The sequence below is a fragment of the Gracilimonas sp. B-17 genome (genome assembly GCF_056857935.1).
In genome coordinates this window covers 816,163-839,158 of the sequence record NZ_JBSXOA010000012.1, presented here as the reverse complement: position 1 = coordinate 839,158, position 22,996 = coordinate 816,163, and the positions used below count along the sequence as shown (strand labels likewise).

Below are 22,996 nucleotides of genomic sequence, written 5' to 3'. Positions count from 1 at the left end.
TCAAATGAAAAAATTACTCATATTATTACCATACGTACTCTTGTTATTGTCTGGATGCTCATCAACTGAACAGACACTGGAAGAAACTATGGATGAGATCGAGCGTAATTATACCTCGAGTGAAGAATTCAAAATGCTGAAACTTGAATCTTTGAGAACCACTCTTTCAGACTCTTACTCAAGTAAACAAAATGATATACCTGAAGCTTTTAACCGAACAAAGGTTCAAAGGAAAGATGAAAGAAATATCTACGAAGGATACAGAGTGCAGATCTTTTCTGGCGAAGATGTGGTTGGTGCTGATACAACAGCCGGTAATTTCAGAGCCTGGGCCGATACAACGCTTTCTGGTTATCAGCCTCAAACGTATGTCTTCTTCAAAACCCCCTATTACAGGGTTCATGTAGGCGATTTTCACGAAAGAAATAAGGCGATTGAATTCTCAAACATCGTTAAAAGATTTTTTAAGGATGCGTGGGTAGTATATGACAACGTCAAACCCGGTAATGTACCTGCAGATACTGCAAACATTGAATTGATCCGAAAGGAAGATCGATAGATCACTTTTTCTTTCTACATTTGAACCCGCATAAATCTTGGTAATTAATACTCAACTTTTTGTGTATTATTACGAACAAGTAAACGAATTAAAGCAAACCATAGGCAACATTGGGTTTAAAGAACGAAGCACAATCCGGATACGGAACAAAAAAATTCTATAAGGAATATGTATCCGGTATGAGCCGGGAGCGGTTTTCTAAAGAATTAAGTGCCGATACTGAACGGTTAAAACTGGTCTATAAAGAGGCTGTTGAGGATATTGAAAGACAGCAGGGTCAACAACTTCCGGGTCATGTAAAATTTCTCCGGTTATTTTCAGACCTTACACAACGGCTTAACCCAACCAGGCGACTGATATTCGGGTTGGGATCCGTCAGTTTTCTATCCCACTACATTCTGGGGTTCTTTGGCCTCCTTCCTTACTTTTTTATTGGAGACCTTCTTCTTCCCTTTGGATTTATATCCATGTTCATGTTGCTGCTTATCGAACTTCTTGAAAAATCAGATGTTCAGAAAGAGATAGACCTTGCCCGTGAGATCCAACTGAGTCTTTTACCGGGCACATCATTGAATAAGAAGAACCTTGAGGTTTACTCCTTTGCCCACACTGCTAAAGAGGTTGGCGGAGATTATCTGGATGTCATCGAAACGGATGACGGAACCTACGTTATTATAGCCGATGTTTCAGGAAAAGGCTTGAGTGCAGCACTTTATATGGTTCGTTTACAGGCATTGGTAAGTATGATCATTGAAAAGGAAAAACCGTCCCCAAAAGAATTGTTCCTTCAATTAAATAACTACATTAAAAGTAATAGTCGTGACAAGACTTTTGTCACAGGTTGTGTAGCCTATTTCCCCAATGATGAGGAATATTTTGAATACATAAGAGCCGGCCATAATATCCCTATTTACTATAATAAAGACCGCGATGTAACTTATAAGCTCAAGTCAAATGGTTTTGCATTGGGAATGACCTCAACTAAGCTTCTTGATCAAAACATGGAGGTCAAGAAATTTCATTTTAAACCAGGAGATTCTGTTTTCTTTTATACGGATGGATTGAATGAGGCTCGCAACGTCCATGGCGAGGAATATGGTGAGGAGAGGATCGAATCTCTTATGGAGATCTACGGGTCTCTTCATTCAAAAACGATCATCGGAAAAGTACAATCATCACTTGAAGCTTTTATAGGTGAAGAAGACCCATTGGACGATATCACATTTACCTGTGTTCACCGCCCAATGACAAAATAAGCCTTCTTTTTGCCTGGCTTGTTTATTTATTAGCCAGTACAGCTTCAACGACTGCTTCAGATGTAATTCCAAAGTGCTCATAGAGCTCTTCATACGGTGCAGATTCTCCAAAAGAATGCATTCCAATTGCTTTACCCTTAGGGCCAACATACCTTTCCCATCCAAAGACGGACCCTGCTTCAATTGATACACGGTTTGTCACTGAACCTGGTAATACCTCTTCTTTATAGGACGCATCCTGTTTCTCAAATAATTCCCAGCTTGGCATACTTACCACACGTGTGTCCACTCCTTTTTCATCCAATGTTAGTTTTGCTTCAACTGCATATTGTAATTCAGAGCCCGTAGCCATGATGATAGCCTCCGGGGTTTTACTTTCAGAATCTGAAAAGATATACGCCCCTTTTTCAACCAATTCCGCCCTGTTTGAATCAGATCGTTCCAAGGTCGGCAGGTTTTGACGAGTTAAAACGAGCAGTGTCGGTCCATCTTCATTTTCAATGGCCGTTTTCCATGCATATGATGTTTCATTGGCATCACCCGGTCTGAGTATTGTGATATTCGGCATAGCCCTTAAACTGGCTAGATGTTCAATAGGTTGATGAGTAGGTCCATCTTCACCCAAACCAATACTATCGTGGGTCAATACAAAGATCGAAGGTACTTTCATGAGCGCAGCAAGTCTGATCGCAGGTCTCATATAATCCGTAAAGACAAAGAAAGTTGCTCCGTAAGGTATCATCCCCCCATGTAGAGCCATACCATTCACAGCAGCCCCCATTCCGTGTTCTCTTACTCCAAAATGAACGGTTCTGCCCGTTGGCGAATCTTCAATATACGATCCATAACCTTCAATATCCGTTTTGGTACTTCCGCCAAGATCAGCTGACCCTCCGAATAAATTAGGGACAATATCTTTAATCGCATTTATAACTTTACCTGAAGCTGCCCGGGTAGCCATACCTTTTGCATCTGTTTCAAAAACTGGCAGAGCTTCTGCCAGTTTCTCTGATAAGGTTCGGCTCATCCAGTTCTTAAAAAGCTCCGCCTCAGAAGAAAAATTCTTATCATATTTTTCCAGTTCTGAGTTCCACTGTTCTTCGGCTTTTTTTCCTTTATCCAGGGCTTCTCGGAATTTATTTAAAGCTTCAGACGGAATATGAAATGGTTCCTGACTTTCCCACCCATATGCTTCCTTCGTTAGGCGCACCTCTTCTTCTCCGAGAGGTGAACCGTGAGATGTTTCACTATCCTGTTTGTTAGGACTCCCAAACCCAATATGAGTTTTACATACAACGAGAGAAGGTTTATCGGTGACCGCTTGAGCTTTCTCAATAGCATCCGTAATCTCATCGTGGTCATGTCCATCTATTTCAATTACATGCCAATTGTAAGCTTCAAATCTTTTTGATACATCTTCTGTAAAGGTAATATCCGTTGAACCCTCAATTGAGATCCGGTTTGAATCATAAAGATATATTAGTTTACCTAACCCCATGTGACCGGCCATAGAAGCAGCCTCATGGGAGATCCCTTCCATCAGGTCTCCATCACTCACTATTGCATATGTGTAGTGATCCACCACCTTGTGATCCTCTTTATTGAATTTTGATGCCAGAAAATGTTCAGCCATCGCCATTCCTACTCCTGTACCAAATCCCTGCCCCAATGGGCCTGTGGTTGTTTCCACCCCCGGTGTCATACCATATTCCGGATGACCGGGTGTCTTACTTCCCATTTGCCTGAAGTTTTTTATCTCGTCCAGGCTTAGACCATAACCCGTTAAATGAAGCAAGCTGTAGATAAGCATGGAACCGTGGCCGGCAGACAAAATAAAACGATCCCTGTCATACCATTTCGGGTTTACAGGATTATGCTTCAAAAATTTGGTCCAAAGAACGTAAGCTACATCTGCCATCCCCATAGGCATTCCGGGGTGTCCTGAGTTGGCTTTTTCAACCCCATCGATAGATAAAGTTCTGATTGTGTTGACACATAATTGATCTAGTTTAGAAGCAGGCATAAAAGGCTGTAATTAAATTTTGAGGATATTGGATTGAGAAAGGTCCCAAAGATACCAATTAAGGATTTTGGAAGAAAAGGATTCTTGAATTTATTGCATAAAAAAAGCCACGTCCATTAAGAACGTGGCTTTAATTTCATTTACACCAGAATACTATTCTGCTGTTGAATCACACTTGAGCTCAAACTCCATTTTGTGCTCAGCCGGAGCTCTGAATGAGCCGTAAAGTGCATTTGAAAATGCATCACAAGCATTCGCTTTGTTGCCCAAAGTTTGGTAAGCAAAGCCTAATTCAAAATAAATCTTTGCTTTATCAGTTCTACCGCCATTTTCAAACTCGAGTGCCTGATTTGCATGTTCAATAGCCTGCTGTGCATTACTGTTCTTATTGTAAGCTTCAGCTAAACGATAATGCACATCAGCAGAACTGTTATCGTAATTTAGAGCCTTGGTCAAAGTCTCAACGGCAGTGTTGATCTCGCCATTTGTAATAGCCTTTGATCCTACGGCAAGAAGCTCATCATGAGCGGCTTCTCTTGCCTTGTTCGAAATATTCATTTTATTGGTTGCATCACCAACTTGAATAGCTCTGTCATACCATTCCAACATCTCGTCAATTCCCTGATCAATGATACCATCATCATTGGTATCATTCACTTTCTTAAAGATCTTTGCTTTATGAAAGTAGGCAGCTGCATAATTGGAATTCAGGTTCAATGCGCGGTCAACAGCTTCTTGTGCACCTGTCATATCATTCTGGCTGTAAAGTAGAACAGACTTACTGTAGTATAACTGAGGAATTGCACCCTCAGCACTTGGCGCGTATCGTGTATCACCATACTCTTCACTTACAGTTATTACATCTCTAAAGTCATTGATCGCTTCTTCAAGATCAGCAAGATCCTTACTTTGTTGAAAGTTCTGGTAAGAGGTACGTGCTTTTGCAAAATACATCTTAGGAATCTGACTCTCGGCATTTTGCTTGAGATCCTCACCCTCAGGTCCCAACTGATTAGCCATAGTAATAACTTGTTCAAACGAAGAGATAGCAGCTTCATAATCATTGGCTTGCGCTTCTTCAAGGCCTGCATTATACAGTTGTACTGCTTGCGTTCTGTCTTGAGCATGAATAGAGGTTGCTGTTAGCCCTAAGACCAAAGCAAATAAACTTATTTTAAAAACCTTCATATCTATATTGAGTTTTATCGTTAGTTGCAGCGCCGAATTTAATAAAAAATGACACTGATATTAAATTAATAACTGCTTTTTTAATGTTTTAGTATTTTTTATCAAAAATGAGAACAGAATGTTCCCTTTTAAAAGTAAAAGTTTGGCATTGGCTCTTTTTTACTGTAGAAATCACAAATTATATCCACAACTTCTTCGGTTGAATCAGTTACATGAAACAGATCTGAATCCTTATCGGAGATCGTCCCCCATTCTTTCATGGTCTTTTCCATCCAGTCAACCAACCCTTCCCAATAAGAGCTGCCAAATAATATGATAGGGATTTGATCAATTTTTCTGGTCTGGATCAGGGTCAGACTTTCAAATAATTCATCAAGTGTGCCAAATCCACCTGGAAACACTACAAATCCCTGTGCATACTTCACGAACATAACTTTTCGAACAAAGAAATAGTTAAAATTGATCATAAAATCTGGATCAACATGTTGATTTATTCCCTGTTCAAACGGTAAACTAATACCAAGACCTACTGATTTTCCTTTGGCAAGCTCAGCCCCTTTATTAGCAGCTTCCATTATGCCGGGACCTCCACCGGTTATCACCCCAAATCCTTTTTTCGTAATTTTATCTGCGGTTTCCACTGCCAGCTTATAGTATTCGTTTTCCGGGGTTGTTCTTGCTGATCCGAAAATTGATATACACGGACCGATCTGGAAGAGCTTATCATAGCCCTCAACAAATTCGCCCATGATCTTGAATACACTCCAAATATCCCGGTCAAAGCCCTTGGATTGGTGCTGATTTTGAAATTCTCTTTCTTCTTTGGTCATACGTTCTGTTCTAAAAATTTATTGAAAAAGATACAGTTGGTACTGATCTATATGAATTTTGTGCTATAAGCACCGGTTCAATGTCAGTACGCAACGAGAGGTCATCACTTACATCAAAAGACCTTAAATGTGCAAACACATAGGCATCTATTGCATTCAGTGCGTAAGATAGTCCAATGAAAACGAAAACAAGGTCACGCCGGTTTCGGTAAAAATTTCTATTTTGTCTTAAAGCTTCAAGACTTGAGTTTTCGGGAATGTACCCCGGTGTAGGCCCAAACTTCAGATCATCAGGTGTATTAGGGTTTAGGTTATAATAAGCCGCCCTGTAATCCTTATAATCACTGTGAAGTTGAATGCTATAGTATGAAAGCCCACCCAAAAGTCCATAAACAATGGGCACTTTCCAAAGTTGTTTGTTGGTCACCTGTCCCCATCCAGGTATCATAAGCGATCGTTTTAATACTTTTTTGGGATCCGGGTATTCCTCACCTGAAGATTCTGAATTTATTTGTTGAGGAACGAACGATACTATTGACTGTTCGTTACTCTGTATCTTCACGGGTTGGGAAATACCATGTATAGGTATCATAACCAACGTAAATAATACGATACTAATCGACCGTATCAAGGATTGCCAATATACGTTCAAGGTCGTCATCTGAATAATATTCGATCCTTATTTCGCCACCTTCTTTTTTAGGTTTCACGTTCACTTTAGTACTGAATGTACGCCGCAATCGGGCAGAAATATCTTTATAGAAAGGATCATCCGTGGTATCATTTGCCGTCTTAGAATTACTACCTGATTTTTTTGAAGGAGCGCTGATCTTTCGAACTTCCTCTTCGATCTGACGTACAGAGATACCGTCTTCAACCACTTTATCCAGGATCTTCTTTTGTACATCCTCATCTTCAATTGTGATCAATGAACGAGCATGACCCATCGATATCCTGTTCGCTTTAAGAGCTGATTGAATAAAATCAGGCAGATTTAACAAACGAAGCATATTGGTAACAGTGGTCCTGTTTTTACCCACTCTTTCTGCTACCTGAGCTTGTGTATAATCAAATTCTTCAAGGAGTCTTTTATATCCCAAGGCAACTTCAAGTGGGTTCAACTCTTCTCGCTGAATATTCTCAATGAGTGCAAATGCCATACTTTGCTCATCATCGGCCTCACGGATAAAAGCCGGAATTTCCTTAAGCCCACCGAGCTTGGCCGCTCTGAGTCGGCGTTCTCCACTTATTAATTCAAATCTCTTTTCACCAATATACCGAACCGTAATGGGTTGAATAAGCCCATGTTCTTTAATTGAATCAGCAAGCTCTTCGAGTCTTTCTTCATCAAATTCCTTGCGTGGCTGATGTGGGTTTTTTCTGATATGATCAACCGGTACAAAAAGTACGATATTTACTCTTTCTTCCGGTTTGACAAAACTCTTTTCTACACCTTCCCCATCAGATGATCCTTCACCTGCACCAGCGTTATCTTCATCTCGGTATTCAGGGAAAAAAGCTCCTAAACCTCGCCCTAAAACTTTCTTAGTAGCCATAATTATTTAGTATTAATCAGTAAGGACCGGACTGTTCTTGAATAGTTTCTTATTATTTTTTATGATCTCACGGGCTAAAGCCAGATAGTTTTTTGAACCAACACTGGTTGAATCATAAAGCAAGGCAGGTTTCCCGAAACTTGGAGCTTCAGCCAATCTAACATTTCTGGCAATAACTGACTTAAATACCCGGTCATCAAAATATCTCTTAACTTCATCAGCTACCTGATTCGATAATCTTGTTCGTGTATCATACATGGTCAGAAGAACACCCTCAATATCCAGTTCAGGATTTAAATGTTGCCGGACGATCTTGATAGTGTTAAGGAGTTGGCCTAACCCTTCCAGTGCAAAATATTCACATTGAACAGGTATAACAATAGAATCTGAAGCCGTTAAAGCATTTATAGTAAGGAGTCCTAAAGAAGGCGGGCAATCAATAATTACAAAATCATATTTTTCACGGGCACTTTCTATAGCACGTTTCAATATGTTTTCTCGCTGGTCGCGGTCGATCATCTCGATCTCTGCACCAACCAGATTTATATGAGATGGGACCAGATCCAAAAAATCCAGTTCCGTTTGCCTGATCGTTTCATCGATCTCCGTACTACCGATCATTACTTCGTAGACGGAATTTGAAACTGTTTTCGTATCAATTCCTAACCCACTCGTGGTATTACTCTGCGGATCTATATCTATTACAAGTGTTGGATGTTCAATAGCTGCTAAACTGGCAGCCAGGTTAATTGCCGTAGTTGTTTTTCCTACTCCACCTTTTTGATTGGCAATTGAAATTACTTTTCCCATTAAATCCTGCTTTATGCTTGTAATAGTTTTATGATAAATTCCAATATAAAGCGAGGTCTACTGCCATACAAAAATACTTATTCACATTTAAAGGTGAAGTTTTCCACATTTTATACTTAATGTATTGGCCAGCAATCGTTTAGTTGGATGAACCAGTTAGCAATATCCGATTTGTAGAGCTTGAATTACCTATTGGTTCACTTACAAGTTGAAGCTTATCATAACTTTTAAGCAGATCGGGGTGAATTGTGGTTTCAGAAGTACTAGGTTCCTCGCCGGCATATCGAAGTATATTATTACGATCTACCCAAGGCTCAATAGTTTGGCCATTCGCAATATTTGTTGCCTCTGTTTCAACAGGCACTGAACTGTAATACAAATAGCCTCCGGCCAGTGATGCAAAAAGAACCGCTGCAGCAGCCCCCCTCACAAATACATTTTTATAGTTGTATCCAGAATTTTGCCTTGCTGCCCGTTCTGCTTCTTTAGATATGTTTTCAACAATATTTTCTGGTGGCTCCAGGTCGGGAAGTGCTGAGAGCTTTTTATTGGTCGCTCTCAGACTTTCAACTTCGATCAAAAGATCTTCATCTTCCCGCATTAGTTTTTCAAATTCCAGTTCTTCAGAAGGATCCATTTCCCTCATCAGATACCGAATAGCCTTATGATCATCCGTGTTGTGCATGTTTTTCTTTTTCTCTTTCTTCCTCGAAGTATTTTCTCAGATTTATGAGCGCATATCTCATACGACCTAAAGCCGTATTGATGGATACACCGGTAAGTTCAGCGATCTCCTTAAAAGGCATTTCATAATAATGTCTTAAAAGAACTACTGAACGCTGCTCTTCTGGAAGTTTAGCAATATGTTTCATCAAACTTGAGCGGGTTTCATCTTCCACCAGCTGTTCGTCTGCATCCACAATGCTTTCATCTTCCATACGATCAAAATAATCGGTTGAAGAGTCCTCATCACTCCATCCACTAACGTCGATATATCGTTTTTGTTTTCTTAAATAATCTATTGTTGCATTATGGGCAATTCTCATAACCCATGCGATCCATTTCCCCTGCTCGTTATAAGTATCATCCATCTTTGTGATAACCTTAGTAAAGGTTGTCTGAAACAGATCATTAGCAATCTCAGGGTTCATCACCATACTGTAGATGTAAGAATAAATTTTCTGCTGGTGTCGATTCATAAGCTCATTGAATGCAGATTCATCCCCATTCTTTCTAAAATACTTTACAAGCTCACGGTCTTTAAGACCCTTGTAATCCGGTTTATCTACGTGTCTTTTAATTAATTTCATAATGGTCACCCTAAATTTGGGATTTTGCTCTTAACATGTCAAACAATTTTGACGGTTAAATGTTTCAATATGTTTTGTCAGAACGTATAGCACGTTAAAGCTGAACGAACAACCTTTCGGCTATATCTATTCTAACACTTACATCAGCCCATTCAAATAACATGATAATGCGAGCAAATTCCCATCAGGGCGTTTACGTTTAATCCTGTAAATAATTGTACACTTTTTTCCCAATTTTTTCACCTACAACCATTTGTATTTCGGGCAGACTTTTTTTGCGAATTTCCTTCACTGACCCTAATTCAGTCAGAAGTTTCTGAGCTGTCTTTTCTCCAATCCCTTCAATTTCAAGCAACTCTGTTTTTACCGTACGTTTTGCTCGTTTTTGCCGATGAAATGTAATGGCAAATCTGTGAGCTTCATCACGGGCATGTTGTAATAATTTTAAGGCAGACGATTTTTTGGGGATCATGATTGGGTCTTTCATTCCCGGGAGAAATACTTCCTCAAGTCGCTTGGCCAGACCTATGATCTCACATTCCCCGTAAAAACCTATTTCTTTCAAAGCTTCCACAGCTGAACTCAACTGACCTTTCCCACCATCTACAATTATCAGATCTGGAATCTGTAGTTTATCCTTCATGACGCGCGAGTATCGGCGGGTAAGGATCTCTTTCATGGAGGCAAAGTCGTCCGGGCCTTCCACCGTTTTTATGTTGAACCGTTTGTATTCACTCTTTCTGGGTTTGGCATCTACAAAACAAACCATCGAGGCTACAGGGTCACTGCCTTGCAGGTTTGAATTGTCAAAACATTCGATTCTTCGTGGCAACCGGTCTAATTTCAGGTGCTCTTTCAACTCTTTTACCGCATGCGGTATACGATCTCGTTCTGCTTTGGCCTTTTCCAGGGCCCGTTCGTTCAGATGTAATTTCGCATTAGCTTGTGCCATTTTGATAAGCTGTTTTTTCTCCCCGATCTGTGGCACATGAACGGGAACGATCTTCCCTCGTTCCTGCTGTAAATATTGTTCCAATGGTGCCGTTTCAGGCAGCTTATGACTCAGGTATACCTCATCCGGGATAGCGGCCATGTACTGACCCGTATAATAATCTTCAACAAATGATTGCAGCATCTCCCCCATTTCCAATCCTTCAATATTTTTAAGGTACCGATGGAATTTCCCGATCATCTTTCCTTCCCGAACTTTGAATAGAACTCCACAAGCCTCTCCAATTTCCTCATCTTTTCGGATGGCAAATACATCGCGGTCTACTTTTTTGGAGACCACCATCTTCATCTTTTGACTGTAGTGCTGTACGGCTTCAAGGCTGTCTCTCAGTTGAGCTGCTTCCTCAAAAGCCAGGGCGTCTGATGCGATCTGCATTTCCTCTTTCAACTCACGTATCAGCTGATCGGTCTGCCCATTCAACATTCTTTCTACTTTTTTGATAGTAGTCTGATACACTTCGTCGTCCCAATCTCCTGAACAATTCTCAAGGTAATCATCAAAACAAGAATGCCAGTTTGGAACACTTTTTGTCTTATCAATATTCTTTTGAGAGACAGCACATGTACATAGACCAAATGCTTTTCGGATCGTTTCCAGCATTCTTTTCATGGCTCCTACATTGTCATAAGGACCAAAATATTTACTGCCATCCTTTACTACGGTTCTGGTGGGATACACACGAGGCTTGGTCTCATCAGTGATGCAAATGTATGGGTATGACTTATCATCCCGATACATGATGTTATAGCGCGGTTGATACTGCTTGATGAGATTATTCTCCAGTATAAGTGCTTCCGCTTCAGAATCAGTTACAAACACCTCCAGGTTATCGATCTTCGACACCATGGTCTTTATGCGACCATCCACCGGCCGTGATTCCTGAAAATAAGAACGAACACGGTTCCTGAGTCTTTTTGCCTTTCCAACATATAAGACTGAATCGTTGGTATCTTTATATATATAAACCCCCGGAGATGTGGGTAAATTGGCGACTTTTTCCGAGAGTTTAACTTGTCCTTCATTACTCATAGCTCAAAGATAAGAGAAATTTGATCATGGTTTAATGGCAAGCGAAAATTCGTACATATAAAATCCTCATATAATTTCCCCAGGTACTCACCTTATAATTCAATACTCCAGATCCCATCGTTCAGGATATATTGTGTATATAGGCCAATTCCATTGTTTGATTTTAAGGAGTTATAAGATCTCACCTGTTTTGATCTAACAACTTAGGTCAGTTCCGGGAAATTTCATTCATTATTGGTTCCTAGAATTCATAATTTTGATTCATGGAAACAACTCAAACTTCCCCCAACATCCCCATTATTTATGAAGATAACCATCTGTTGGTTATTGATAAGCCGGCAGGTGTACTTTCACAGGAAGACCATACCGGTGATCCGGATGTGCTGAACCTTTGTAAAGCCTACATCAAGAAAAAATATAACAAACCGGGTAATGTGTACCTCGGTTTGGTGCATAGATTAGATCGTCCGGTGAGCGGAGTAATGGTATTGGCCAAAACATCCAAAGCGGCTTCACGACTCTCCTATCAGATCCGAAAACGAACTATCAACAAGACCTATTGGGCATTGGTTGAAGGACAAACTCCGGTCTTCGGGGAACTTGTCCACTTTCTTGAGAAAGACAACCGTACAAATACAGTGAAGGCTTTTACATCTCCAAAAGGAAAAGCTAAGGAATCTCGTTTGAAATTCATCACCATTAAGACCAATGACAAATACAGTGTCATTGAAGTAGATCTGATAACCGGACGCCCTCATCAGATCAGAGTGCAGTTTGCAGAAGAAGGCTATCCTCTTTGGGGGGACCTTAAATACGGTAATTCGAAGGGTACTAGTGATAAAGATATAGCTTTAAGGGCCGTTAAGCTTGAGCTGGAACACCCTACCACAAAAGAATTAATGATCCTCAAGGCTCCCAAACCTACAGGTCAGCCATGGAATATGTTTGAGTATTGATCATCAATCTATTCTCTAGAATATTCAGTAAGAATTCTCCCAGGGCTTTTTAAAACGAAAAGCAAAATCAGATACCATCCAAACGCCTAATATCGGACGCGTCATAGCGAACCGATAATTATATGGTATAGCCGGATATCCATAGGATACATATATCCTATACGGACAGTGGTATTTCTTTGTTAATGCGATACCATTTAGAGGCAGGCTGAAAAATTGCTCTAATTCAAAATGGTGTTGTGCACGTTTTAATATTTTTAAAGAGGTGTCTGCTAATTTTTTATCATGAGTAGCAACCCCAATATAAGGTACGTTCCCAGCAATTTTATTTACTATAGCGATATAATTTGACCGAGAATCGACCTTGTGCTCTGGATCTTCCCATTGCCCTTTTACCATTCTTACTGGAAGGTTCAAGTCAATGGCCCGCTCAGCATCATCAATACTTCGCCTCCAACGCGATGGCAATGTACATCCTAGATAATCCTGATATCCTGATGCACGTTCTAAAAAATCAAAATTCAAATCAGTGGTATCAGGTGCTAGTGAGTCAATATGAATTCGTGTCCCTCCATTTTTTGCAACATCAAGAATCCTGATAAAAAGCTCATAGTCATAATCTATGGCATCAAGTTTAAGGGATAGATAGCCATCGCCTTCAATTTTTTCCATTGCTTTAAGAGCCTGAATAAAACTATTCGCATTTTTTTCCTTTGAAGCTTCATTGAGATCCCTATTATTACCATCAACCCAGGGAGATAGTATATAATTGTTACCTTTAGATACAGCCCACTGACATACTTCCAATGCCTTTGATAAATCTTTACCCGCTACATGCCTTGAAGCTATCCTTGACACAATATTATGCCGTACCTTATCAAACATTGTTACCTCTCTTTAAATTGGGCCCATCTGTAAGTTATAGTATTTCTCAGGTCATGATAATAACGGTTTATGTGATCCCAGCTATTGACCATACGACCATACAATGAGTTGGGATAAATTCGATATGAAACTAATTCATGGACCCCTGTAGCCCAATGATGAAGCCATTTATCATTGTTTCCCAAAAACTCACAGCTATTCAATCCACTATCATAACAATACTTGACAACATAATTCATAAGTAAGATTCCAGGATATATTGACCTATATATTTCATCATAACCGATCTTGAATAACCATAAACTGTTAGCATATTCAACTGCAAATTGAGCTGCAATGGGGTTTTTGTCGAGATACATAAAGTTTAATCTCAATTTCCCCTCAGAAGCCATCAGATAGGCATACTCTTTGAAAAAGTCATGAAGTGCCTCGTGTTTTCCAATCGCAGTTCCCATTCGCCCTTTCCAGTTGGAAGCTTCGATTTTAAACATTACATCTAAATAATGATCCAAATTTGAAGCTGTAGGAGTAATTACTTCAAAAGAAACCTCACCCTGTTTTTTGGCCTTACGTTGTAACCTGCGAATATTAGTTCTCTTGCTTGAAGACAAGCCTGCTTCAAAAGAAGACCAGTCACCGTTCGTATTCACATAGGGAATTTTTGAAGTTTCCCTGGAGTAGAACTCTGAATCTCTCATCTCAAGTTTATTATTCAGTATTCTTACTTCCGGGGAATCTTCATATAAACCTCTAAGGTATAAAGGTCTGCGAAGTTTCAGAATAGAGTTCAGCAGGATCTTTAGTGAATTTTCCGAATCATATAGAAGACCAGAAGGCTCACGGAGTATGGATGTACCCAATATTTCCAGATGTGGGAGAAACTTACCTTTGGAAGCCAGAGGAGCTATGGCTTTTAATTCCCCTTCACCGGTTGTAAGCATGATCATAGCCGGTTTACTGGAACTTGAAAAACCTTTTGAACCAGCGAGATACCAGTTTACATCAAGCAGAGGGTTACTGAATTTTTCTGAGAGTTTATTCCAAGGCCTGACATAGCTCTCTAATTTATCAACACTCTCTATTTGCTCGAATTGAAGCCTTACATTTTTACTAATTAACAACTCCTTAACAGTGTCTCGCATATCCGAATCCGCCTAATTCTTAAATAGAAGCACAATGCTGACAACTAACCTATTTTTACTATAACACTAACTTTTTCAGAATCCTTGAATAAGTTATTGTGTGATCAATTGTCTTTAACGCTTCACACCGCTTAACTTTTTGAATAAATCACACTAGTTAATAATTGTGAACATTGTGTGAAATTGCGGAAGTGTAACAAAATGCACTCGAAAATTATCAATTGCAGAATATTAGATAAGCTTCGCTTGACTGATTGAAAAGGATCTCAAACTTCAACCTTAAATGAAGTTCCCCTGGTATCCAGTCTGTTTTTGAAGGTTAAATAGATATTTGTTCCCTCTTTTGATTCTATTTCCACTTCTGCTTTTAACTGTTTTGAATAGGACATGACGATCGTAGTACCCAAAGTTGGGCTTTCTTCAAATTTAAAATCTTCAGGTAAACCATTTCCATTATCTGCTACGCAGACCTCAATGATATCATCCTCTTCTTTGACCTGAACTGAAATGGTTCCCTGATGTTTTCCCTCGAATGCAAAAGTAAACGCGTTGGAGACAAGTTCATTAATGATCAAAGCAAGTGGTACAGCTTGATTCAAATTCATATATAAGGCATCTGAGTCAATAACCAGATCTATATTTTTATCAGAATGAAGAAAAGAATTTTTTAGCTCTTCAAGCATAAGATTCAAGTAATGATCAAATTCTATTCCGGAAAAATCTTTTGCTTTGTATAGCTCTTCATGGATCAGTGACATTGATTTTACCCGTCTATAGTTTGACCTCAATACCGATCTTGTTCTTTCGTGCTCTGAAACTACTTCTTGCAATTGCAGGAATCCTGAAATGATCGCAAGGTTGTTCTTAACCCTATGGTGAACTTCCTGCAATAGAACTTCTTTTTCATTTAATAAATTTCTCAGTCTGCCCTGTTGATCGATCTGATTTGAAATATTTTGACCGGTTCCAAGCAAATAGGTTTTATCTCCATCCTTGAAGCTAACTGCGCTAAACAAAAATGGGATCTTCTCCCCGTCCTTTCTGACCAGATCTGCTTGAATGAAGTCTGCATCGCCATTCAAAGTCTTTTGGATATGTTCTTGTATACGTTTTACATCTTTTCCTATAAAAAAGTCGGTAGGTTTTAACTTGCCTAACTCGTCATCTGAATAGCCTGTATTATTCCTAAGATTCTTATTCCACCGGCTAAGATTCATCTCCTCATCAAACATATAAAAATCAATAGGCAGGGCATTTATGATGGCATCACTAAGTTTTTTTTCTTCGATCAGTCCCTCTTCAGCCAATTTTCTTTTGGTGATATCCTGAAAAGTAATAAGCCACTTTCCAAATTTACTGATCGCGTTTACCTCCATGAAAACCCTATCACCCGAATGAACAGTAATTTGAGTTTCGATATTAAATGGATCTGAAGCTCCATTTTTATTCCACGTTTTAAGCTTTTCAACAAAATTCCATCCTGGAAGCGCTTTAAAAAGTCCTTTGCTTCTTCCATCAGGCAGAATTCGGTTAAGCAGGTCTGACCCATTTGAATTTGTATGCAGAATTTTAAAATCGACGGGATCCACGATCAACATAGCTTCCACAGAGGCTTCCAAAAAGGCTGTCAGAGTTTCAAGGTCTTTGTTCTTCTTTTTAAGCTCCAATCTGGTTTGTATTTCACTGGCTATGATCGACAAAGCATTGAATTGAGAGTCTGAAAGCTTTTTTGGTTCAGTGCCCAATACACATACAGTACCCAAATTGTGTCCTTTGGATTTTATATTGAAACCTGCATAAAAACGAACCTTAGGATTTTCAATAACGAACGGTAATTCCCTGAAATTTTCATTTTCGAGGGTATCCTCAACGATCAGATGTGAGTCATTTTGAATGGTGTGATGACAAAACGATATCTCTCTCGGCGTTTCTTTAATGTCGTTTCCAAAATTGGCTTTACTCCAGGTTCTAGATTCATCAATAAAATTAATTTTGCCAAAAGGTACTTCACAAATTTCAGCTGCAAGCTGGATCAAACGATCAAATTCTTCCTCTTCGGGAGAATCAATAATATCATAACTACGAAGTGTTTCTAAACGATTCTGCTCTTTAGTATCTAGGTTTGCCATAAAACCGGTAATTTTAAATATGGTAATAGGTTCTCAAATGGATCTACGGAGGGCTAAAGTAAGAATAGTATTTCGTGATAATGCTTAGAAGCGTCTAATACTGTCTAAGACAATAGAATTCAGAGTATCTGTTAACTGAATGTCCGGAACAGAATCGATCATGATCAGTGAGTCTGAACGAAATCCAATGGAGTCAGGAAATGATTCCGGTTCCGGCTTAGGTAAATAGGAATATCCACTCAGTTGCTCCATATTTCGAAGGATCCACTGACTTCTGTCCAACACATATTCGGAAGGTGGTTCAGGTTCAATGAGTTTCGGGTTGGGAAGCACAGTAGCCATTCGAGCAGATTCTATCGGATCAAGCCCTGAACCTGATTTACCATAATAATATTCTGATGCTGTGTTCACACCAAACATGCCGGGACCAAATTCAGCGATATTAATATATACTTCCAGTATCCTTTCCTTTGTCCAGAATAGTTCGATCGATACGGCAATTGCAGCCTCAATACCTTTCCTGATATAACTTTGAGCCGGCCATAAAAACAGGTTCTTGGCTACCTGTTGCGTTATGGTACTTGCTCCCCGAATGCGTCCTTCTTTTTCTTTTTCTTCAAGTGCTTTATCAATGGCAGCCAGGTCCAAACCCCAATGTTCATAAAACCGCTGATCTTCCGATGCTACAACAGCTAATTTAAGGTGATCAGGAATCTCATTGTCAGGTAACCAGGTTTGTCTCAAATTATACCTTTCACGTCCTGTTTTATCCCAATCTTCTTGCAATGTAAATGCCGTAAATGGAGGATCGACCCATCGAAGAGCCAGTATCAGCATGCAAAACCAAAAAGACCAGCCAAGTATAACACCACCGGTTATTTTAACATATTTAATCCAGGAGATCGGTTTTTGTTGTTGTTCTTCCATAAGCCAATGGTATCAATTTTAAGAAAGAGATACTTTGATCGGATGAAATTGTTTCTATATGATCAGTTTTCTGTATAAGAGTTTATGAAGTAGCTTCTTACTATATAGGGTAATTCATTAATTGGTTAGCAAGTATTACCCATATGCTCGAATCAGTGAGATCATCAATATTTACTCAGATTCCGTAGTATCTTCCAATAATTCATCATCAAATTCATTTGTAAGGCCATTAGGCAACTGTTTTGAAGCTTTTGCCCCCAACTTTCTGATCATCTCTGCCTGACGAACCAAATTTCCAGCACCTGTAGAAAGTCGTCCCATTGCCTCATCATAACTATCCTGGGTCTGCCGGATACGCTGCCCGATATCTTCCATACTTTCCACAAATAGAACAAATTTATCATATAAGGCGCCTCCCCTTTTAGCGATCTCCATGGCATTCTTATTTTGGTATTCCTGTTTCCAGACACTGTCAATAGTTGCCAGTGTAGCCAACAATGTGGATGGACTCACGATCACTATATTTTGATCGAAGGCCTCATAGTAAAGATCAGAATCATATTGTAAAGCGGAACTGAAGGCCGGTTCAATGGGAATGAATAGTAATACAAAATCCGGACTTTTTGCCCCATGGATCTGTTCATAATTTTTTCCACTCAACCCTTTAACATGGGCACGAATAGAATTCACGTGTTCTTTAAGGTATCGTTGCTGTTCAGCTTCATCATCTGAGGAACTGAATTTTTCATACCCTTTCAATGATACTTTGGAGTCGATGACCATATACTTTTCATCCGGCAGGTACACTACTACATCGGGCTTATTATGCCCCATACCATCCTCTTTTGCAAAACCTTTTTGAGTTTCGTATTCACGTCCTTTTGTGAGACCTGATCGCTCCAGGATCCTTTCCAGGATGACCTCACCCCAATCGCCCACAGCTTTGTTATCTCCTTTCAGTGCTTTAGTTAAATTCTTGGCGTCCTCACTCATGGTCTTATTAAGCTCCATCAGATGCTTTAGCTCTTGTTTAAGGGAGCCCCTGGCTTCCACCTCGTCCTTATGTGTCTCTTCTACTTTTTTCTTAAAGGCTTCGAGTTTTTCTCCCAACGGGTTAAGCAACTGATCGATCTGCTCTTTATTCTGCTTCGTGAATTTCTCTGATTTTTCTTCCAGGATCTTATTTGCCAGATTCTCGAACTGAGTGGTTAATTGTTCCTGCATCTCCGCCAGCTCCTTCTTCTGTTCATTGAGCCGTTCCTGAAGGTTTCGGTAATCTGCATTTCGTTCTGCCAGCTGTTTATCAAGCTCATTGGCACGATTGCGTTCGGTTCTCAGGTCTTCCTCTTTTTGTTGTTGAATACGGCTCAAGTCAGCTTCAGTTTCTTCCAGCTGCTCCTTAAGGTTCTGATTCCGTTCCTCCAACCTCGATGTTTCAGACCTTGATTTAAAGTGAGCAATTGCAAACCCGGCAATCCCCCCTAATATAATTCCTGCCAATGCCAGTAAGTAATCCATGTAACACCTAAAAAATTAATTATATCTGTATTTTCGAATACAAAAATATAATAATGATGAGTGACATATCGTGACACTTCATGCATCATTAATAAAAATTGAATCGTTGGTGACTATTTACCAGGGAATTTCAAGGCCAGATAATCTGGATTGATAATAATCCTCCAGTTTTTTCTTCATTTCATTATTGAGTGGGTGATTCAGTGAGTCAACATTCGACTGTAACTGTCTTATATTCCTGATTCCCGGAATAACTGTTGTGACCGCTTCAAAGGATAGAATAAATGATAAGGCAAAAGGTACCAGGTCATCCGTCCCAACTATGTCTTTGATCTCTTCAATGAGTTCGGCTCTCAACTCAATGTCTTCACTGGTCCAGCGCGACCTGATTCCTTCGAATTTATTATTTCTGTCATACTTCCCGGTCAACCATCCTGAATCAAATGGTATTTTCACAATTAAAAGGATGCCTCTTTTCCTGACTTCATCAAACCAGGCCTTAGGGGATTGGTGAATGATGTTGAACATGATCTCTATGACATCGACATCACTGCTGTCCAATACCCATTTCAGTTCATCAGGAGTGTCAATACTTACCCCATAACCATCGATCACCCCCTGCTGTTTCAGCGAGATTAAACGAGAATAATGCTCCGTCTCACCTTTCAGTACTTCCTGAACCGGGTTGTGAAGTATCACTGAATCCAGTTTATCACGGTTTAATGCATCGATGCTCCGGTAGATGGACTTTGTAATGCTGTCTATTGAAAAATCTATATTCCCATTAGGATGATGACCTGTTTTTGTATTTATAAATATATCTGAATCAAGACCTTCCAACGCTTTTCCCAGGATCTTTTCACTCTTACCCCCGGCGTAGTTTGGAGCCGTATCAAAGAATGTAATACCCTCATCTACCGCTTTTTTAACAAGTTTTATGCCTTCTTTTTCAGACATCCCGGAAAAATCCTGATTGTTCCCAAGTTGCCAGGCACCAAACCCAATTCTGCTAATAGGTTTGTCAAATCGCTTACATTTTCTGTATTCCATATTCGTTTTATTCATTCTGATAAGATCATCTTTAAATGTTGTTGTACGATCTTGTTGCGATAAAACCATCCATGCCCCTGACCTTCGATAACTGTATGCGTATCCCCTTCTTTAAGATAATCAGTCAGATTGATCGATCTTTCAACCGGCAGCAATTCATCCTCAGAAGCATACAATAAATGTACCGGTTCTTCAATCTTTTTAAGTGCCAGGTCCGTTCTTAGGGGATACTTCAAAAGTCTATCAGGAAGGAAAGGGAATTCTGTATTTTTAACATCGACCAAACTATAAAAGGGAGTCCATAGAATGAGTCGTTTGGGGTCAAATAATTTAGCTACCTGTGCAGCAACACCTGAACCCAAAGAGTACCCTACAATTGTGATATTCTCTTGACCATACTCTTTTGATAATTCCTCAAATACAAATTGGATATCTCCAACCAGATCATCTTCATTTTCAAGGTTTCCGCGACTCTTTCCAAATGTCCTGTAGTCAGGGTAGATCATATCGTATCCGTTTTCCAGAAATAACTTATATCTGTCACTACTGGTACGATTGGAACCACGATTGCCATGCAGGTATAATACCAAACCTTTGGCAGAATCCCTTTCTGTAAAAGCGTGAATTGCATGAATTCGAACGTTTGATTCCGGTTCAAACCAACGTTCGGTGAAATGAAAGTCATAATCATACTCTGCAGCTTCATCCAATACCCTGGGATAAAAGATGATTTCTTCCTGGATGAAATAGAAATAAACACAGATGCCTGAGTATAGCAGAAATATGATGCCCAGAAAGGTCGTAATTAATTTTCTTTTTATTCGCATACACTAAGGAACTGATCTCAAATCATTAAAGTTTTGCCGGATGGATAACATAAACAGGCTTTCACTTTGGAAAAAACATATTCTAGACACACTGTCCATCAAGTTACCTTTGGAGCTTTTGCACTCTTAATAAATCTATTTTTCCCCAATTTTATTGAGTCTATAAGATTTTGGTTTCTTGGCGTTATCATTTTGATCATCGGCATGCCTCACGGGGCTCTTGACCACATTATATCTTACTATTCATTCCCTGACAAATCAGAGAAAGAAAAAAAGATCTTGTTCTATAGCTACTATACTTTTATCATGGTTGCATATGCAATCCTATGGGTTTGGCTGCCTTTATTAAGCTTTCTGATCTTTTTGGCTATTACCCTTTATCATTTTGGCCAGGCTGACGCAGAACGCTTTAATTTGAGCTCAACAGCCAAAAAGATCTTACAATATTCCAGGGGTCTTACAATCGTTGGACTGATCGTCTATGGAAGTGACCCCATTTATATCTCTGAGGTTATTAAAGTTATAACCGGTTATGACTCCCTGAACCTTATCGCTTCAGTAAATAATTATTTCATTATCCCTCTATCCTTTTCATTGATTTATCCCATTGCATACTTATTTGTTATCTCTTTTGTAGCTGATACAAATCCACCCTTTATTTACCTCGCTGATGCTTTTGTTGTACCGTCCTTGTTTGCCATTGCAGATCCATTTTTTGCATTTGCTGTGTATTTCGGAGGGTGGCACTCCTACAACCATGCTAAAACCATGCTGAACTACCTTAACCGTAGAGACCTAAATGTCTCAATGAAATGGTTCTATAAAAAGACATTATTTCTAAGTGTGATGTCTTATGTTGGACTAGCTATATTATATTTTGCAACACAGGCTTTCGGCAATGAAAAGTTACTGATAGCCCTCCTCTTCATATTAATAAGTGTACTTACCTTACCTCATATCTTTATAGTTGAGATAATGTATCGCAGATATTGAAATATTGTTTGCATAAAAAACCCCATCGATTATCGACGGGGCTGATTGCTCTCTTCATGAACAGATTGGATCAGGCACTAACAGCACTTTGTCCAACTTCATATCCTTCGTCTTCAGATTTAGCTCTTGCAATGGCATAGATCATTACGCCATATCCTGCTTTAGCAAGCACATCAGCTACTGAGTAACCGACCTGAATAGCTATCTCTGACTCAGCTCCAGTCCATCCAAAGAATGGTGCCATATAAACGATCGGGTAGAAACCCCAGGTAGCAAGAAGCAGCAGTCTGATGTTTCTGAACAGTACCTGCACTTTGCCAGACTGGTCTGCCATGGCTGATCCCAATTCAACCCAAAGTACATATACTATGTAAATGAATGGAATGGTGCTCAATAAACCCCATAGTCCTCTCATTGAAAACATGGAATCATCCATTAATAATTCTCCAGGATATCCCAGCAGTATCATCAGAAACGAAGCAATAACAAGCTTTGTGAGCATGCTGCTTTGTTTGTTTTTAGCTAAACCAATAACAAGAACCAGTTCTACGACCAACAGTGGTACAGTTAAGAGCCAATCTATATATCTATAAGCATCGTTAAATGGTTTTCCTGATGCAATATAGTTTCCTGCATCACTCAGTATATAAGCTGCTTCCCAGGAATTGAATATTCGTAAGTAGTGATACGCTGCAATTCCAACTACAAGGGTTGAAACTACAAGCGAAATTCTATACTTAGGTGCTACTCTGTCTCTTGCCAGCACAAAAAAGAGCCCTGAAAAGATCATGGCTGCTATTGCAAAAGAAAGCATGTTGTACACTAGCGTGTACTCTCCAAAGGTTAAGGTTGGTTGCTCCAACATAGCGTCTCCGTTAATTAAGGTTGAATAGTTAGATCCATAACTTTCAATTTCAAATGAAAGTTCCAAACGGGTGAACGCTAGATACATCCATTTCCTGCGATATCATTTAAAAGGCTAGGCAATTGAGGCTA

The 22,996-nt window shown here is 39.5% G+C and carries 21 protein-coding genes; 4 read left to right on the top strand and 17 right to left on the bottom strand.

Annotation, left to right across the window (positions count from 1 at the left end; all coding sequences use genetic code 11):
* Nucleotides 1–4: 4 nt before the first annotated feature.
* The gene (locus AC13FX_RS12045; protein WP_482880952.1) at nucleotides 5–559 is read left to right on the top strand and encodes a hypothetical protein; all 555 of its coding nucleotides are present in this window, start codon (nucleotides 5–7) and stop codon (nucleotides 557–559) included.
* 110 nt (nucleotides 560–669) lie between these two features.
* Nucleotides 670–1,815: a PP2C family protein-serine/threonine phosphatase gene (locus tag AC13FX_RS12040; RefSeq protein WP_482880950.1), complete on the top strand. Its 1,146-nt coding sequence runs from the start codon at nucleotides 670–672 to the stop codon at nucleotides 1,813–1,815.
* A gap of 22 nt (nucleotides 1,816–1,837) precedes the next feature.
* On the opposite strand, the gene tkt is transcribed toward AC13FX_RS12040, so the two are convergent.
* From tkt to uvrC, 9 genes are all read right to left on the bottom strand, one after another.
* A complete protein-coding gene (gene tkt / locus AC13FX_RS12035) occupies nucleotides 1,838–3,838 on the bottom strand; it encodes a transketolase (RefSeq protein ID WP_482880949.1) in 2,001 nt (666 codons plus the stop codon).
* Nucleotides 3,839–3,991: 153 nt separating this feature from the next.
* Nucleotides 3,992–5,026, bottom strand: a complete 1,035-nt coding sequence (locus tag AC13FX_RS12030; protein WP_482880947.1) for a tetratricopeptide repeat protein — start codon at nucleotides 5,024–5,026, stop codon at nucleotides 3,992–3,994.
* 128 nt (nucleotides 5,027–5,154) lie between these two features.
* Nucleotides 5,155–5,856, bottom strand: a complete 702-nt coding sequence (locus tag AC13FX_RS12025; protein ID WP_482880946.1) for an LOG family protein — start codon at nucleotides 5,854–5,856, stop codon at nucleotides 5,155–5,157.
* Nucleotides 5,857–5,866: 10 nt separating this feature from the next.
* Nucleotides 5,867–6,448 carry a DUF5683 domain-containing protein gene (locus AC13FX_RS12020; protein WP_482880945.1) on the bottom strand — a complete coding sequence of 194 codons (582 nt, stop codon included), beginning with the start codon at nucleotides 6,446–6,448 and terminating at the stop codon, nucleotides 5,867–5,869.
* Between the two features lie 22 nt (nucleotides 6,449–6,470).
* Nucleotides 6,471–7,412 (bottom strand): ParB/RepB/Spo0J family partition protein, encoded by a 942-nt coding sequence (locus tag AC13FX_RS12015; RefSeq protein ID WP_482880944.1) that lies wholly within the window; start codon nucleotides 7,410–7,412, stop codon nucleotides 6,471–6,473.
* 12 nt (nucleotides 7,413–7,424) lie between these two features.
* Entirely contained in the window at nucleotides 7,425–8,222 is a 798-nt protein-coding gene (locus AC13FX_RS12010; protein ID WP_482880943.1) for a ParA family protein, read from the bottom strand.
* A 139-nt stretch (nucleotides 8,223–8,361) separates the two neighbouring features.
* Nucleotides 8,362–8,907, bottom strand: coding sequence for an anti-sigma factor family protein (locus AC13FX_RS12005; protein WP_482880942.1), 546 nt, complete (start codon nucleotides 8,905–8,907; stop codon nucleotides 8,362–8,364).
* On the bottom strand, nucleotides 8,891–9,532 hold the full coding sequence (locus AC13FX_RS12000; protein ID WP_103665065.1) for an RNA polymerase sigma factor: 642 nt from the start codon (nucleotides 9,530–9,532) through the stop codon (nucleotides 8,891–8,893). Before AC13FX_RS12000 ends, AC13FX_RS12005 begins: the two co-directional genes overlap by 17 nt.
* A gap of 199 nt (nucleotides 9,533–9,731) precedes the next feature.
* Nucleotides 9,732–11,573: an excinuclease ABC subunit UvrC gene (uvrC, locus tag AC13FX_RS11995; protein WP_482880940.1), complete on the bottom strand. Its 1,842-nt coding sequence runs from the start codon at nucleotides 11,571–11,573 to the stop codon at nucleotides 9,732–9,734.
* Between the two features lie 263 nt (nucleotides 11,574–11,836).
* Here uvrC and AC13FX_RS11990 point away from each other — a divergent pair, with 263 nt between their 5' ends.
* Nucleotides 11,837–12,529 carry an RluA family pseudouridine synthase gene (locus AC13FX_RS11990; protein ID WP_482880938.1) on the top strand — a complete coding sequence of 231 codons (693 nt, stop codon included), beginning with the start codon at nucleotides 11,837–11,839 and terminating at the stop codon, nucleotides 12,527–12,529.
* A 24-nt stretch (nucleotides 12,530–12,553) separates the two neighbouring features.
* Here the strand turns inward: AC13FX_RS11990 and AC13FX_RS11985 are convergent, their stop codons facing one another.
* The 7 genes from AC13FX_RS11985 to AC13FX_RS11955 all read right to left on the bottom strand — a co-directional run bounded on the left by AC13FX_RS11985 (nucleotide 12,554) and on the right by AC13FX_RS11955 (nucleotide 21,007).
* Nucleotides 12,554–13,414, bottom strand: a complete 861-nt coding sequence (locus AC13FX_RS11985; protein WP_482880937.1) for a hypothetical protein — start codon at nucleotides 13,412–13,414, stop codon at nucleotides 12,554–12,556.
* A gap of 2 nt (nucleotides 13,415–13,416) precedes the next feature.
* Nucleotides 13,417–14,556 carry a GNAT family N-acetyltransferase gene (locus tag AC13FX_RS11980; protein WP_482880936.1) on the bottom strand — a complete coding sequence of 380 codons (1,140 nt, stop codon included), beginning with the start codon at nucleotides 14,554–14,556 and terminating at the stop codon, nucleotides 13,417–13,419.
* A 266-nt stretch (nucleotides 14,557–14,822) separates the two neighbouring features.
* The gene (locus AC13FX_RS11975; RefSeq protein WP_482880935.1) at nucleotides 14,823–16,685 is read right to left on the bottom strand and encodes a histidine kinase dimerization/phosphoacceptor domain -containing protein; all 1,863 of its coding nucleotides are present in this window, start codon (nucleotides 16,683–16,685) and stop codon (nucleotides 14,823–14,825) included.
* An 84-nt stretch (nucleotides 16,686–16,769) separates the two neighbouring features.
* A complete protein-coding gene (gene mtgA / locus AC13FX_RS11970) occupies nucleotides 16,770–17,612 on the bottom strand; it encodes a monofunctional biosynthetic peptidoglycan transglycosylase (RefSeq protein ID WP_482880934.1) in 843 nt (280 codons plus the stop codon).
* Nucleotides 17,613–17,783: 171 nt separating this feature from the next.
* Nucleotides 17,784–19,130, bottom strand: coding sequence for a DNA recombination protein RmuC (locus AC13FX_RS11965; RefSeq protein ID WP_482880933.1), 1,347 nt, complete (start codon nucleotides 19,128–19,130; stop codon nucleotides 17,784–17,786).
* A 117-nt stretch (nucleotides 19,131–19,247) separates the two neighbouring features.
* Entirely contained in the window at nucleotides 19,248–20,195 is a 948-nt protein-coding gene (locus AC13FX_RS11960; protein ID WP_482880932.1) for an aldo/keto reductase, read from the bottom strand.
* Nucleotides 20,192–21,007, bottom strand: a complete 816-nt coding sequence (locus tag AC13FX_RS11955; protein WP_482880931.1) for an alpha/beta hydrolase — start codon at nucleotides 21,005–21,007, stop codon at nucleotides 20,192–20,194. Before AC13FX_RS11955 ends, AC13FX_RS11960 begins: the two co-directional genes overlap by 4 nt.
* A gap of 66 nt (nucleotides 21,008–21,073) precedes the next feature.
* On the opposite strand from AC13FX_RS11955, the gene AC13FX_RS11950 reads away from it, so the two are divergent.
* On the top strand, nucleotides 21,074–22,000 hold the full coding sequence (locus AC13FX_RS11950) for a Brp/Blh family beta-carotene 15,15'-dioxygenase (RefSeq protein WP_482880930.1): 927 nt from the start codon (nucleotides 21,074–21,076) through the stop codon (nucleotides 21,998–22,000).
* Between the two features lie 70 nt (nucleotides 22,001–22,070).
* On the opposite strand, the gene AC13FX_RS11945 is transcribed toward AC13FX_RS11950, so the two are convergent.
* Nucleotides 22,071–22,952 carry a bacteriorhodopsin-like gene (locus AC13FX_RS11945; RefSeq protein WP_482880929.1) on the bottom strand — a complete coding sequence of 294 codons (882 nt, stop codon included), beginning with the start codon at nucleotides 22,950–22,952 and terminating at the stop codon, nucleotides 22,071–22,073.
* Between the last annotated feature and the right edge of the window lie 44 nt (nucleotides 22,953–22,996).

Excerpts from the sequence above, each read along its gene's own strand:
- AC13FX_RS12045 (WP_482880952.1), top strand. The coding sequence starts at position 5 with ATGAAAAAATTACTCATATTATTACCATACGTACTCTTGTTATTGTCT.
- tkt (WP_482880949.1), bottom strand. The coding sequence starts at position 3,838 with ATGCCTGCTTCTAAACTAGATCAATTATGTGTCAACACAATCAGAACT.
- AC13FX_RS12030 (WP_482880947.1), bottom strand. The coding sequence starts at position 5,026 with ATGAAGGTTTTTAAAATAAGTTTATTTGCTTTGGTCTTAGGGCTAACA.
- AC13FX_RS12025 (WP_482880946.1), bottom strand. The coding sequence starts at position 5,856 with ATGACCAAAGAAGAAAGAGAATTTCAAAATCAGCACCAATCCAAGGGC.
- AC13FX_RS12020 (WP_482880945.1), bottom strand. The coding sequence starts at position 6,448 with ATGATACCTATACATGGTATTTCCCAACCCGTGAAGATACAGAGTAAC.
- AC13FX_RS12015 (WP_482880944.1), bottom strand. The coding sequence starts at position 7,412 with ATGGCTACTAAGAAAGTTTTAGGGCGAGGTTTAGGAGCTTTTTTCCCT.
- AC13FX_RS12010 (WP_482880943.1), bottom strand. The coding sequence starts at position 8,222 with ATGGGAAAAGTAATTTCAATTGCCAATCAAAAAGGTGGAGTAGGAAAA.
- AC13FX_RS12005 (WP_482880942.1), bottom strand. The coding sequence starts at position 8,907 with ATGCACAACACGGATGATCATAAGGCTATTCGGTATCTGATGAGGGAA.
- AC13FX_RS12000 (WP_103665065.1), bottom strand. The coding sequence starts at position 9,532 with ATGAAATTAATTAAAAGACACGTAGATAAACCGGATTACAAGGGTCTT.
- uvrC (WP_482880940.1), bottom strand. The coding sequence starts at position 11,573 with ATGAGTAATGAAGGACAAGTTAAACTCTCGGAAAAAGTCGCCAATTTA.
- AC13FX_RS11990 (WP_482880938.1), top strand. The coding sequence starts at position 11,837 with ATGGAAACAACTCAAACTTCCCCCAACATCCCCATTATTTATGAAGAT.
- AC13FX_RS11985 (WP_482880937.1), bottom strand. The coding sequence starts at position 13,414 with ATGTTTGATAAGGTACGGCATAATATTGTGTCAAGGATAGCTTCAAGG.
- AC13FX_RS11980 (WP_482880936.1), bottom strand. The coding sequence starts at position 14,556 with ATGCGAGACACTGTTAAGGAGTTGTTAATTAGTAAAAATGTAAGGCTT.
- AC13FX_RS11975 (WP_482880935.1), bottom strand. The coding sequence starts at position 16,685 with ATGGCAAACCTAGATACTAAAGAGCAGAATCGTTTAGAAACACTTCGT.
- mtgA (WP_482880934.1), bottom strand. The coding sequence starts at position 17,612 with ATGGAAGAACAACAACAAAAACCGATCTCCTGGATTAAATATGTTAAA.
- AC13FX_RS11965 (WP_482880933.1), bottom strand. The coding sequence starts at position 19,130 with ATGGATTACTTACTGGCATTGGCAGGAATTATATTAGGGGGGATTGCC.
- AC13FX_RS11960 (WP_482880932.1), bottom strand. The coding sequence starts at position 20,195 with ATGAATAAAACGAATATGGAATACAGAAAATGTAAGCGATTTGACAAA.
- AC13FX_RS11955 (WP_482880931.1), bottom strand. The coding sequence starts at position 21,007 with ATGCGAATAAAAAGAAAATTAATTACGACCTTTCTGGGCATCATATTT.
- AC13FX_RS11945 (WP_482880929.1), bottom strand. The coding sequence starts at position 22,952 with ATGTATCTAGCGTTCACCCGTTTGGAACTTTCATTTGAAATTGAAAGT.